10 protein-coding genes and 1 pseudogene (1 of these 11 cut by a window edge) are annotated in these 13,242 nt (G+C 61.1%); 6 read left to right on the forward strand and 5 right to left on the reverse strand.

The genetic code is table 11. The features are described 5' to 3' along the window. Nucleotides 1-128: pseudogene (gene lrp / locus ADK28_RS20145) on the reverse strand (leucine-responsive transcriptional regulator Lrp); it reaches 371 nt to the left of the window's first position. 654 nt (nucleotides 129-782) lie between these two features. Between lrp and trxB the strand changes: the two are divergent. The 5 genes from trxB (at nucleotide 783) to infA (ending at nucleotide 6,565) form a co-directional block, all read left to right on the forward strand. Next, on the forward strand, nucleotides 783-1,754 hold the full coding sequence (gene trxB / locus ADK28_RS20150) for a thioredoxin-disulfide reductase (RefSeq protein WP_016928331.1): 972 nt from the start codon (nucleotides 783-785) through the stop codon (nucleotides 1,752-1,754). 238 nt (nucleotides 1,755-1,992) lie between these two features. After that, the gene (cydD, locus tag ADK28_RS20155; RefSeq protein WP_048796496.1) at nucleotides 1,993-3,759 is read left to right on the forward strand and encodes a heme ABC transporter permease/ATP-binding protein CydD; all 1,767 of its coding nucleotides are present in this window, start codon (nucleotides 1,993-1,995) and stop codon (nucleotides 3,757-3,759) included. Nucleotides 3,760-3,761: 2 nt separating this feature from the next. After that, nucleotides 3,762-5,486: a heme ABC transporter ATP-binding protein/permease CydC gene (gene cydC / locus ADK28_RS20160; protein WP_048796497.1), complete on the forward strand. Its 1,725-nt coding sequence runs from the start codon at nucleotides 3,762-3,764 to the stop codon at nucleotides 5,484-5,486. A 29-nt stretch (nucleotides 5,487-5,515) separates the two neighbouring features. After that, complete coding sequence (aat, locus tag ADK28_RS20165) at nucleotides 5,516-6,241, forward strand: leucyl/phenylalanyl-tRNA--protein transferase (RefSeq protein WP_048796498.1); 726 nt, start codon at nucleotides 5,516-5,518, stop codon at nucleotides 6,239-6,241. 105 nt (nucleotides 6,242-6,346) lie between these two features. Next, nucleotides 6,347-6,565 carry a translation initiation factor IF-1 gene (gene infA, locus ADK28_RS20170; protein WP_002211347.1) on the forward strand — a complete coding sequence of 73 codons (219 nt, stop codon included), beginning with the start codon at nucleotides 6,347-6,349 and terminating at the stop codon, nucleotides 6,563-6,565. Nucleotides 6,566-6,770: 205 nt separating this feature from the next. Here infA and clpA read toward each other — a convergent pair whose 3' ends face one another. Both clpA and clpS read right to left on the reverse strand, forming a co-directional pair. Beyond that, nucleotides 6,771-9,050, reverse strand: coding sequence for an ATP-dependent Clp protease ATP-binding subunit ClpA (gene clpA, locus ADK28_RS20175; RefSeq protein WP_004928343.1), 2,280 nt, complete (start codon nucleotides 9,048-9,050; stop codon nucleotides 6,771-6,773). 27 nt (nucleotides 9,051-9,077) lie between these two features. Continuing rightward, nucleotides 9,078-9,398: an ATP-dependent Clp protease adapter ClpS gene (gene clpS, locus ADK28_RS20180; RefSeq protein WP_004928347.1), complete on the reverse strand. Its 321-nt coding sequence runs from the start codon at nucleotides 9,396-9,398 to the stop codon at nucleotides 9,078-9,080. Nucleotides 9,399-9,753: 355 nt separating this feature from the next. Here clpS and cspD point away from each other — a divergent pair, with 355 nt between their 5' ends. Further along, nucleotides 9,754-9,975: a cold shock-like protein CspD gene (gene cspD / locus ADK28_RS20185; RefSeq protein WP_004928349.1), complete on the forward strand. Its 222-nt coding sequence runs from the start codon at nucleotides 9,754-9,756 to the stop codon at nucleotides 9,973-9,975. Nucleotides 9,976-10,062: 87 nt separating this feature from the next. Here cspD and macB read toward each other — a convergent pair whose 3' ends face one another. Then, complete coding sequence (macB, locus tag ADK28_RS20190; protein WP_033640823.1) at nucleotides 10,063-12,009, reverse strand: macrolide ABC transporter ATP-binding protein/permease MacB; 1,947 nt, start codon at nucleotides 12,007-12,009, stop codon at nucleotides 10,063-10,065. Next, nucleotides 12,009-13,124 (reverse strand): macrolide transporter subunit MacA, encoded by a 1,116-nt coding sequence (gene macA / locus ADK28_RS20195; protein WP_048796499.1) that lies wholly within the window; start codon nucleotides 13,122-13,124, stop codon nucleotides 12,009-12,011. Before macA ends, macB begins: the two co-directional genes overlap by 1 nt. Nucleotides 13,125-13,242: the final 118 nt, after the last annotated feature.

The raw sequence follows: 13,242 nt of genomic DNA on the forward strand, positions 1-13,242 counted from the left end.
GTCGGGGATAACCCCACGCGCTTCGAAAGCTCGACGTTCGAAATACGCCCATCCTTCTGCAGCTCATTCAGGATGTTGCGGTCGATACGGTCAAGATCTTTACCCGGGCGTTTCTTGTTGTCTGCCATTATTATTGTCTCTCTTATTTTCTTCCGTGCACTTGCCACACCCTAGCCAACGTCAATGTGTAAGGGTTCGTTCCAAGCGAAGACCCGATGCCTGTCATATGCTTCTTCACTACCATCATTCCACGCCGCGCAGCCTGTCTGTCCAACCCCGCGCGACGCAGGTAACGACGTTTAGGTCGAGAAAAAATCAGCAAACGCTTGCGCGCTCTGCTCCGCACACCCATCGCGCATTGCCGCCTCGCGGCGCAAATACGTACGATTTGCTGGTGTTACGGGGATAATTTCTTCTTCCTATGATGTTTTCGCAAATGCGCAGCGGATTGTCAAAGTAAAAGAAGCAAAATCAGAACAACGTACCGTCACGAAAAGTCTGCATCCCATTTTTGGTTATGAATCGCTGGCAGATAAACCCCGGCGGGGAGCGGCTGAAGCCGCAGAATGCGCCGTTTTTGCGCGGTTGGCGATTCGGCGGCCGAATGCAGCTTTGATAAGGTAAATTTCTGCGTTCGGCGTACGATTTGCCGACAGCGGGTGCATTAATAGGCGACAACTATCATACAAATCGTTAACAACGTCGCCCGGCGCTTTTTTTACTGCGCCATTTTCCCTACAATCGGCTTCATTGTCCGCCATTGTGGAATAAAGAGGTTATTCATGGGCACGGCTAAACATAGCAAATTACTGATTCTGGGCTCCGGCCCGGCCGGTTACACCGCCGCCGTCTACGCGGCGCGCGCCAACCTGAATCCGGTGCTGATCACCGGTCTGGAACAAGGCGGCCAGCTGACCACCACCACCGAAGTGGAAAACTGGCCGGGCGACGCCGACGGCCTGACCGGTCCGGCGCTGATGGAGCGCATGCGCGAGCACGCGGAGAAGTTCCAAACTGAAATCGTCTTCGATCATATCAACAGCGTCGATCTGCAGCAGCGTCCGTTCCGCCTGTTCGGCGACAGCGGCGAATACAGCTGCGATGCGCTGATCATCGCGACCGGCGCCTCCGCCCGCTACCTTGGCCTGCCTTCCGAAGACGCCTTCAAGGGCAAAGGCGTTTCCGCCTGCGCGACCTGCGACGGTTTCTTCTACCGCAACCAGAAAGTCGCGGTGGTCGGCGGCGGTAACACCGCCGTTGAAGAAGCGCTGTACCTGTCCAACATCGCCGCCGAGGTTCACCTGATCCACCGTCGCGACAGCTTCCGCTCAGAAAAGATACTGATCGACCGGCTGATGGAAAAAGTGAAAAGCGGCAACATCGTGTTGCACACCGACCATACGCTGGACGAAGTGCTGGGCGATGAAATGGGCGTGACCGGCGTGCGCATCCGCAGCACCAAAGCGGAAAACGAAACCCGTGAACTGGAACTGGCCGGCGTGTTCATCGCTATCGGCCACAGCCCGAACACCGGCATCTTCGGCGGCCAGCTGGAGCTGGAAAACGGCTACATCAAGGTACAGTCCGGCATTCACGGCAATGCGACCCAGACCACTATCCCCGGCGTCTTCGCCGCAGGCGACGTGATGGATCACGTCTACCGCCAGGCGATCACTTCCGCCGGCACCGGCTGTATGGCGGCGCTGGACGCAGAACGTTACCTGGACGGCATCGCCGGCGCAGAAGTCTGCTAAGACGTTTTCATCATCGGCAAAAAGCGGCTCTCGAGCCGCTTTTTTTGTTTCCCCCCTCCGCCCCCCTTCTCGCGTCTGTTATAGCCACATTTGCCCGCTTTATTATTTTCAGTCTGCCGGGTGACGAGGTAACATGGGACCTCGCTTGTTTGTCGCCGATTGCGCCAAACACTATTATTTAACAGTACGTTAACCCAGCCCGTAACAAACGGGCGCCGGCGACGCAGACGCATATCTGATGAAAAAAACCAGACAGCAACAGTTAACCCGTTGGCTTAAAACCCAGAGTTCGTTGGCGCAGCGTTGGCTGCGCCTTTCCATGCTGTTGGGGCTGTTCAGCGGCCTGCTGATCGTGGCGCAGGCGTGGCTGCTGGCCAGCCTGCTGCACGCCCTGATCATCGAACATACCCCACGCGAACAGCTGCTCCCTTCGTTTATCTGGCTGGCCGCCGCGTTCGCATTGCGGGCGCTGTTGAGCTGGCTGCGGGAGCGGGTCGGTTTCCTGTGTGGCCAGGTGATCCGTCAGCGCATGCGCCAGCAGGTGCTGGATAAGCTGCAGCAGCTCGGCCCGGCCTGGATCCAGGGCAAACCGGCGGGCAGTTGGGCCAGCATCATCGTCGAGCAGATCGAGGATATGCAGGACTATTACTCGCGCTATCTGCCGCAGATGTATCTGGCGGTCTTCATCCCGCTGCTGATCCTGATCGCCGTCTTCCCGATCAATTGGGCCGCCGGTTTGATTCTGTTGGCGACCGCGCCGCTGATCCCGCTGTTCATGGCGCTGGTCGGTATGGGGGCCGCCGACGCCAACCGCCGCAACTTCGTGGCGCTGGCGCGATTGAGCGGCAACTTCCTCGACCGCCTGCGCGGCCTAGACACCCTGCGGCTGTTTGACCGCGCGCAGGCCGAAACCGCGCAGATCGCCAAATCCTCCGAAGACTTCCGCAGCCGCACCATGGAAGTGCTGCGCATGGCCTTCCTCTCTTCCGGCGTGCTGGAATTCTTCGCTTCGATTTCCATCGCCGTGGTGGCGGTGTACTTTGGCTTTTCTTACCTCGGCGAACTCAATTTCGGCAGCTACGGCCTCGGCGTAACGCTGTTTTCCGGTTTTCTGGTGCTGATTCTGGCGCCGGAGTTTTTCCAACCGCTGCGCGATCTCGGCACCTTCTACCATGCCAAAGCGCAGGCGGTCGGCGCGGCGGAAGCGCTGGAAACCTTCCTCAGCGCCGAAGGCGAGCAGATGGGCAACGGCACGCGGCAGCTGCCCGCCGATCAACCGCTGACGCTGCAGGCGAACGCGTTGGAAATCCTGTCGCCGAACGGCGTGTTGCTGGCCGGGCCGCTGAGTTTCACCCTGCAACCGCAGCAGCGCGTAGCGCTGGTCGGGCTGAGCGGCGCCGGCAAAAGTTCGCTGCTCAATCTGCTGCTCGGTTTTCTGCCCTACCGCGGCTCGTTGACCGTCAACGGCGTCGAGCTGCGTGAACTGTCCGCAGAAAACTGGAGGCAACAGTTGAGCTGGGTAGGGCAAAACCCGCACCTGCCGGCGCAAACCTTGCGCGCCAATATTCTGCTGGGCTGCCCGCAGGCCGACGAAGCGCAGCTGCAGCAGGCGGTAGAACTCGCCTACGTCAGCGAACTGTTGCCGTATCTGCCGCAGGGGCTCGACACCGAAGTGGGCGACAACGCCGCCCGCCTGTCGGTCGGCCAGGCGCAGCGCGTGGCGGTCGCACGGGCGCTGATCGGCCCGCGCCGCTTGCTGCTGCTGGATGAACCGGCCGCCAGCCTCGATGCCCATAGCGAACAACGGGTGATGCAGGCGTTGAATGCCGCTTCGCATCAGCAAACCACTCTGCTGGTGACGCACCAGTTGGAAGATACCGAAGACTACGATCAGATTTGGGTGATGGATAACGGGCGCATCGTGCAACAGGGCGATTACGCCACCCTCAGCGCCCAGCCGGGCCTGTTCGCCACTCTGATCGCCCACCGCCGCGGGGAGCTTTAATCATGCGCGTTTTGCTGCCGTTTTTGGCGTTGTATCGCCGCCATAGCCTGCTGATTAGCCTGGGCATCCTTTTGGCGATCGTCACTCTGCTGGCCAGCATCGGCCTGTTGGCGCTCTCCGGCTGGTTCCTGGCCGCCTCTTCGCTGGCCGGATTGGCGGGCCTGCTGACCTTCAACTATATGCTGCCGGCCGCCGGCGTGCGCGGCGCGGCGATCTTCCGCACCGCCGGGCGCTACGCCGAGCGCGTGGTCAGCCACGACGCCACCTTCNTGCGGGTGTTCACCTTCAGCAAGATCCTGCCGCTGACGCCGGGCGGCATCGCCCGTTTCCGCCAGGCCGACCTGCTCAATCGCCTGGTGGCGGACGTGGACACGCTGGATCACCTTTATCTGCGGGTGATCTCGCCGCTGATCAGCGCGGCGGTGGTGATCCTGGTGGTCACCTACGGCCTGAGCTGGCTGGATCCTGCGCTCGCCCTGACGCTGGGCGGCATTCTGTTGCTGCTGTTGCTGCTGGTGCCGCCGGTGTTCTACCGCGCCGGCAAACCGATCGGCGGGCAACTCACCGCCCTGCGCGGCCAATACCGCACNGACCTGACCGCCTGGCTGCAGGGGCAGGCGGAGCTGGTGGTGTTCGGCGCCGTCAACGACTTTCGCCAGACGCTGAACGCCACCGAACAGCGGTGGCAACGCCGCCAGTGGCAGCAAGCCTCGCTGAGCGGCAAGGCGCAGGCGCTGATGATCCTCGCCAGCGGGCTGACGGTGACGCTGCTGCTGTGGCTGACCGCCGCCGGCATCGGCGGCGATACCCAACCCGGCGCGCTGATCGCGCTGTTTGTCTTCGCCGCGCTGGCGTCGTTCGAAGCGCTGATGCCGGTGGCCGGCGCCTTCCAGCACCTCGGCCAGGTGATCGCCTCCGCCACGCGGGTCAAACAGATCATCGATCGCCAGCCGGAAGTCACCTTCCCCGCCGCCGGTCCGGCCGCCGCCGACCGGGCTCAGCTTAGCCTGCGGCAGTTGAGTTTCACCTACCCCGATCAGGCGCAGCCGGTACTGCGCGACGTCACGCTCGAAGTCGCGGCCGGCGAACACATCGCCTTGCTCGGCCGCACCGGCTGCGGCAAGTCCACCCTGCTGCAGCTGCTGACCCGCGCCTGGCGCACCGACGGCGGAAAAATTCTGCTCAACGGCGAACCGCTGGAAGATTATGATGAAACCACCCTGCGTCGAATGACCACGGTCGTCAGCCAGCGAGTGCATATCTTCAGCGATACGCTGCGGGAAAACCTGCGGCTGGCCGCACCGGATGCCGGTGACGCTCGCCTGAGTGANGTGCTGCAGCAGGTGGGGCTCGGCAAATTGCTGGACAGCGACGGCGGGCTGAACGCCTGGCTGGGGGAAGGCGGCCGGCAGCTGTCCGGCGGCGAACAGCGCCGGCTGGGCATCGCCCGCGCGCTGCTGCACCCTGCCCCGCTGCTGTTGCTTGACGAACCGACCGAAGGGCTGGACGCCGAGACCGAGCAGCAGATCCTGGCGCTGCTGCGCCGGCATTGTCAGGGCAAGACGCTGATCCTGGTGACGCACCGCCTGTACGGCCTGGAGCATCTCGATCGCATTTGCGTAATGGATGACGGCCAAATAGTCGAACAGGGCGATCACGCCGCCCTAATGCGCCAGCAGGGCCGCTATGCCCGCTTTCGCAACCGTATCAGCAACCTGGCGCCGTAATCGGCCCGTAGAGGACGCAGAAACCCTGTATGCGCATCGTTAAGCTTTCCCCCCAGTCGCTGGCGTTTCCCTCGCCTGAGGGCGCCCTGCGCGATCCCAACGGCCTGCTGGCTATCGGCGGCGACCTGACGGCGCCGCGGCTGCTGGCAGCCTACGAGCGCGGCATCTTCCCCTGGTACTCGCCGGGGGAAGCGATTCTGTGGTGGTCACCCGATCCGCGTGCGGTGCTGTTCCCGGCCGAGTTTCATCTCAACCGCAGCCTGAAACGCTTTCTTCGCCACGATCCGTTTCGCATCACGCTTAATCACGACTTCGCCGCGGTGATCGCCGCCTGCGCCCACCGGCCGAATGAAGGCACCTGGATCGGCCCGGAGGTACAGCGTGCCTATCAACATCTTCATCGCCTCGGCTACGCGCACTCGGTGGAGGTATGGCTGGATGATCAACTGGTCGGCGGCATGTACGGTGTGGCGCAGGGCGCGTTGTTCTGCGGCGAATCGATGTTCAGCCGCGTTACCAACGCCTCAAAATGCGCATTGATGGCCTTTTGCCGCCATTTTGCCGCTTATGGCGGGGAATTGATTGACTGCCAGGTGCTGAACGCTCACACTGCCCGCCTTGGCGCGCGTGAAATTCCGCGCCGTCAATTTTTGCAGCAGCTCAGCACCCTTCAACGGCGGCCTTTGGCACCGGCGTGCTGGGCGCCGCAAGTCATATCCCCACAGCCGGTTGAACCGCCCTCCCCAGCAAACTAATTGGTGGAAACGGTGCAATGTTCACCGACACATCTTTACATAATGGGGGTTTTTCGGCATTATCTTGCCGGTTAAAAACTAAGGTAGTTAGACCTAGAGGATTCGATGGCCAAAGAAGACAATATTGAAATGCAGGGCACCGTTCTTGATACGCTGCCGAACACCATGTTCCGCGTTGAATTGGAAAACGGGCACGTGGTAACCGCACACATCTCCGGTAAAATGCGTAAAAACTATATCCGCATCCTGACGGGCGACAAAGTCACTGTAGAGCTGACCCCGTACGACCTGAGCAAAGGCCGCATTGTCTTCCGTAGCCGTTAATCGGCTCACCGCGCGCCACACGCTGGCGGCATCGAGGATGTAATCCCTCGGGAGCCCTTTCCGTTTACCCCCGCAGCGACGTTACATAACGGGTTGCAGGTGCGCAGGTAAACTGAGAGGGCTCACTCGTTTCTGTTGTACGGTGAATCTCACCCATAAAAAAAGCGATGCCGAAGCATCGCTTTTTCTTTGCCTGAAGGCGGCCTTAGTGCACCGCGCCCTCGTCCGCTTTGCGCTTGGCGGCGCTGAGGAAGTGGTAAGTCAGCTGTTTCTTGTCCTTGTCCAGCTCGACCTTCACGGAACCGCCGTCCACCAGCGAACCGAACAGCAACTCGTTGGCCAACGGTTTCTTCAGGTTTTCCTGCATGACTCGCGCCATCGGACGAGCGCCCATCGCACGGTCGTAACCCTTCACCGACAGCCAATCGCGCGCTTCGTCGCTCACTTCCAGCGAGACCCCCTTCGCATCCAGTTGCGCCTGCAGTTCGACGATAAACTTGTCGACCACCTGCTGGATCACCTCGGTAGACAGATGGTTGAACCAGATGATGTTGTCCAGACGGTTGCGGAACTCCGGCGTAAACACCTTCTTGATCTCTTCCATCGCGTCGGTGCTGTTGTCCTGTTGCACCAGACCAATCGACTTGCGTTCGGTTTCCCGCACCCCGGCGTTGGTGGTCATCACCAGGATCACATTGCGGAAATCCGCCTTGCGGCCGTTGTTGTCGGTCAGCGTGCCGTTGTCCATCACCTGCAGCAGCAGGTTGAACACGTCCGGATGCGCCTTCTCGATCTCATCGAGCAGCACCACCGCATGCGGATGCTTGATCACCGCATCGGTCAGCAGCCCGCCCTGATCGTAACCGACGTAGCCCGGAGGCGCGCCGATCAGGCGGCTGACGGTATGCCGCTCCATGTACTCGGACATGTCGAAACGCAGCAGCTCGATATCCATCGCCTTGGCCAACTGAACGGTGACCTCGGTTTTCCCGACCCCGGTCGGCCCGGCGAACAGGAAGGAACCGACCGGCTTGCGCTCGTGGCCCAGACCGGCGCGGCTCATCTTGATCGCTTCGGTCAGCGCTTCGATCGCCTGATCCTGGCCGAATACCAGCATCTTCAAGCGATCGCCCAGGTTTCTCAGCACGTCGCGATCGCTGGCCGACACGGTTTTCTCCGGGATGCGCGCGATGCGCGCCACCACGGATTCGATATCGGCCACGTTGACGGTTTTCTTGCGCTTGCTGGCCGGCATCAACCGGCTGCGGGCGCCCGCCTCGTCGATCACATCGATCGCCTTGTCCGGCAGATGACGATCGTTGATGTATTTCACCGACAGCTCCACCGCGGCGCGGATTGCCTTGGCGGTATAACGCACGTCGTGGTGCGCCTCATACTTGGCCTTCAGGCCGTTGATGATCTGAACGGTCTCTTCCGCCGTCGGTTCGGTGATATCGATCTTCTGGAAGCGGCGCGCCAAAGCGCGATCCTTTTCGAAGATGTTGCTGAACTCCTGGTAGGTGGTCGAGCCGATCACCCGGATCTTGCCGCTCGACAGCAGCGGTTTGATCAGGTTGGCGGCATCCACTTGCCCACCGGAAGCCGCACCGGCGCCGATGATGGTATGAATTTCATCGATGAACAGGATGCTGTTCTGATCCTGCTCCAGCTGCTTGAGCAGCGCCTTGAAGCGTTTCTCGAAGTCGCCGCGGTATTTGGTGCCGGCCAGCAGTGAACCGATATCCAGCGAATACAGCGTGCAGTCCGCCATCACTTCCGGCACGTCGCCCTGCACGATACGCCAGGCCAGACCTTCGGCGATGGCGGTCTTGCCCACGCCGGATTCGCCGACCAGCAGCGGGTTGTTTTTACGACGGCGGCACAGCACCTGAATCGCGCGCTCCAGCTCACGATCGCGGCCGATCAACGGATCGATGCCGCCCACACGGGCCAACTGATTGAGGTTGGTGGTGAAGTTTTCCATACGGTCTTCCCCTCCGGACTGCTCTTCGTTCACCGGGTTTTCCGCATTCGGCGCTTGGCCCGGCTCGTCTTTACGCGTGCCATGTGAAATGAAGTTCACCACGTCGAGACGGCTGACGTCGTGCTTGCGCAGCAGATAAGCCGCCTGCGACTCCTGCTCGCTGAAGATGGCCACCAACACGTTGGCGCCGGACACTTCGCTGCGGCCGGAAGATTGCACATGGAAGACCGCGCGCTGCAACACGCGCTGGAAGCTGAGCGTCGGCTGAGTGTCGCGCTCCTCTTCGCCGGCGGGCAGCGTCGGTGTGGTTTGTTCGATGAAGGCTTCCAGCTCCTGGCGCAACGCGGCCAGATCCACCGTACATGCCTCGAGCGCTTCTCGCGCGGCAGGGTTGCTCAGCAACGCCAGCAACAGGTGCTCCACGGTCATAAACTCGTGTCTGTGCTCACGCGCCCTGGCGAAAGCCATGTTGAGACTGAGTTCCAGTTCTTGATTGAGCATAAGCACCTCCCCAATAGATTGCCTTATTCAGGCTTTTTCCAGCGTACAAAGCAACGGATGCTCGTTCTCCCTTGCGTACCGGTTCACATGGACGACTTTGGTTTCCGCCACCTCGGCGGTAAAAACACCACAGATCGCCTTGCCTTGATAGTGGACCGTGAGCATCAGTTGCGTTGCGCGTTCAATATCATAAGAAAAGAACTTTTGCAGAACGTCAATCACAAATTCCATCGGTGTGTAATCGTCGTTGTTAAGTATAACTTTATACATAGACGGCGGTTTTACCGCATCGATTTGTTTTTCTTCGGCCAAGTGTTCAAAGTTTAGCCAGTCGTTGTTATTGCCCATCGCTGCTCATCTTCTCTGCTCTGCCCTCTGATATGGGGGCAGGTTTCGGTTATTCAAAGTGGGGATAGTTACTATTTTATCATCTTCGGCATCGTCCCGCCGCACTGTAACGTGCGCAAAAAAACGGGCCAATTGTGACTGAATCGTGGCAATAGCGTTACCTGCTTCAAACTTTGGTGAACTGCTCCCCGCCGACAAAAGCCGATCCCTTGACGCCCCGATCATTTGCTCTAGAGTGTAAATTCGTGGCTGGTGGTCTTTTAACCACCCCTTGTCCACCCTGCTACCCGCCCACGGCGGGTGCGAATTCAGTTATTCATCTCACTTAAAATAGCGTTGCGAGGGATGTAAAAGCATGGAGACGGGTACTGTTAAATGGTTTAACAACGCCAAAGGCTTTGGCTTCATCTGCCCAGCCGGCGGCGGCGAAGATATTTTCGCGCATTATTCCACCATCAAGATGGATGGTTACAGAACGTTGAAGGCGGGCCAGCAGGTCAGTTTCGACGTGCATCAAGGGCCGAAAGGGAACCATGCCAGTCTTATTGTGCCGGTGGAAAGCGAGGCGCTGTCCTGAACGCTTCCGGCAGCGTCGCGCTGCCTTGCCCCTGACTGCGATAAAAATGCCAGCCGCCGTGTGACTGGCATTTTTTATGCCCTTTACTTACTCGCGCGCCAGCGCATCGATCGGATTCAGTCGCGCGGCATTGCGCGCCGGCAGATAGCCGAACACCACGCCGATGCCGGTAGAACAGAGAAACGCGCTCAGCAACGCCGCCGGCGGGAAACTGATCTGCCAACCCGGCAACACCAACTGCACCGCCAGGCCGATGGCGAACGACAGCGTAATCCCCAGCGCGCCCCCCACCAGGCAGACCAATACCGCCTCGATCAGGAACTGCTGCAGCACGTCGCCGGAACGCGCGCCCACCGCCATGCGGATGCCGATCTCGCGCGTGCGCTCGGTTACCGACACCAGCATGATGTTCATCACGCCGATGCCGCCGACCACCAGTGAGATCACCGCCACCAGCGTCAGGAACAGCTGCAGCGTGCGGGTGGTTTTCTCCGCGGTTTGCACCAGGCTGTCCATGTTATAGGTGAAGAAGTCCTTTTTACCGTGGCGCAGCGTCAACAGGCGCGACAGTTGCTGCTCCGCTTCCTTGCTGTCGTAACCGTCGCGGATGCGCACGGTGATCGAGTCGAAATAGCTGTTGCCCATCAGCCGGTTGGCCATGGTGCTGTACGGCACCCACACGTTCAGCGTCTTGCTGCTGCCGAACATCGACTGCTTCTCCTTGGCCACGCCGACCACCGTCGCCGGCATGTTGCCCACCAGGATAACTTCCCCCACCACGTTCTTCTGGTGCGGGAACAGCCGCCGTTGGGTATTGGCGTCAATCACCACCGTCTGCGCCTGCGACTGTACCTGCATCGGATCGATGCCGACGCCTTGGGTAAAGCTCATGCCGTACACGCGGAAGAACTGCTCGCTGACGCCGTTGACGTTGGCCGCCGCATCGACGTTGCCCAAGCGCAGCCGCATGCTGCTGCTGATGCTCGGCGACAGCGCGCTGATGTACGGCTGTTCGCGCAGCGCGTCGAGATCGCCGTATTTCAACGATTGCCGATAGGTCGGATCGTCGTCGCCGAAATCCTTGCCGGGATAGATATCGACGGTATTGGTGCCGATGGATTTGATGTCCGCCAGCACCATCTGCTTGGCGGCGTCGCCGATCACCAGGATCGACACCACTGAGGCGATGCCGATAATGATGCCGAGCATGGTCAGCGCGGTGCGCATCTTGTTGGCCGCCATCGCGCGCCAGGCCATGATCAGCGCCTCGCGGAAACGGCCGCCCATCTGCCGCCAGGAAGGCGCCGTTGCGGCCAGCGCCAGCGGCTTGGCCTGGGTATCCTCCGGCGGCGCCGGGCGCGAGTCGGCGATGATCTCGCCGTCGCGGATCTCGATGATTCGCTCCGCCTGGCGCGCCACCGCCGGATCGTGAGTCACCAGGATCACCGTGTGCCCCTGGGCGCACAGCTGTTTAAGGATCGCCATCACCTCTTCGCCGGAGTGGCTGTCCAGCGCGCCGGTCGGCTCATCCGCCAGGATCACCTGCCCGCCGTTCATCAACGCGCGGGCGATACTGACGCGCTGCTGCTGGCCGCCGGAAAGCTGGCTCGGCCGATAGTTGACGCGCTCCCCCAGCCCCAACCGCCGCAACAGCGCCTCCGCCCGTTCGCGCCGCGCCGCTTTGCCCAGCCCGGCGTACACCGCCGGCACCTCGACGTTGTGCGCCGCGCTCAGGTGCGGCAGCAGATGGTAGCGTTGAAAGATAAAGCCGAAATGCTCGCGCCGCAGCTGCGCCAGCGCATCGTCGCTCAGCGTCGCCACATCTTGCCCGGCCACCCGATACACGCCGGCGCTCGGCTTGTCCAGACAGCCGAGAATGTTCATCAGCGTCGATTTGCCGGAGCCGGAAGCCCCCATGATCGCCACCATTTCACCGGCGTCGATGCTCAGACTGATCCCCTTCAGCACCTCGACCGTCTGCTCGCCGGAACGGTAGCTGCGGCGAATGCCGCTCAGCTGCAACAGCGCCGCCATCAGCCGGCCTCCACGCCGCCGCGGCTGACGATCACCTCATCGCCCGCCTCAAGCCCGCGGAGGATCTGCACGTCGATATTGTTGCGCAGGCCGATGGCCACCTCGCGCTTCTCTTCCTTGCCCTGTTTCAACACCGAGACGTGGTAGCGATTGTCGGCGATCTGATCGCCCAGCGCCGCCAGCGGGATCACCAGCGCCTGCTGGACGCCGGCCAGCTGAATATGCACCTGCGCCGTCATTTGCAAGCGCAGCAACCTTTCCGGGTTGGGCACTTCGAAACGCGCATAATAGAAGATGGCGTTGTTGACCTTTTCCGGCGTCGGCTGAATGTCTTTCAGCACGCCGTCGAAGCGCCGGGTCGGATCGCCCAGCACCGTGAACCAGGCCTTCTGACCTGGCTTGAGGTTAATGACGTCGGCCTCCGACACCTGCGCCTTCACCAGCATGGTGCCGAGATCCGCCAGCGTCAGAATGTTCGGCGCCTGCTGCGCCGCGATCACCGTCTGGCCCTGCAGCGTGGTGATCTGCACCACGTCGCCATCCATCGGCGCTTCGATGCGGGTGTAGGCCAGGTTGATCTTGGCGGTGTCCAGGCTGGCCTGATTCCGCGCGATCTGCGCATTGATGGTGCCCACTTGCGCCTTCTTCACCGCCAACTGCGTCGCCGCCTGATCCAGATCCTGACGCGACACCGCCTGCAGCCTGGCCAGCGCCTGGTTGCGCTGCAGCGTGACCGCCGCCAGTTGCTGTTCGGCCTGCGCCTGCAGCAGTTGCGCATGCAGTTCGCGCAGCGTCGCCTCGCCTTCGCGGATGCTGTTCTGCGCCTGTTGCGGATCGATAACCCCCAGCAACTGGCCTTTTTTCACCTTGTCGCCGATCTCGACATACAGTTTTTCCAACTGCCCGCTGACCTGCGCGCCGACGTCAACCTTGCGCACCGCGTCCAGCTGGCCGGTCGCCAACACGTTCTGCTGCAGATCGCGCTTGGTGACCTTCACCGTTTTGAAATCGGGCGGCGCCGGATGGCGGAAGTGCCAAACGGCCGCCGCGGCAATCGCCGCAATCACCGCCAGAACGAGTATCCAGCGGCGTTTATGTCCTTTAAACCCTGTCAAAATGGACCTGCCTGTGCTTGTGAATATCAACCGCCCATTGCGGCGGCGGAGCTAAATTAGCATGCAACGTAGGGAATAACTAAACCTTAGCTCAACACAATGTGGAGACACGTCTGGT

It is taken from the genome of Serratia sp. 506_PEND, from assembly GCF_001076875.1.
Taxonomy (GTDB): domain Bacteria; phylum Pseudomonadota; class Gammaproteobacteria; order Enterobacterales; family Enterobacteriaceae; genus Serratia; species Serratia marcescens.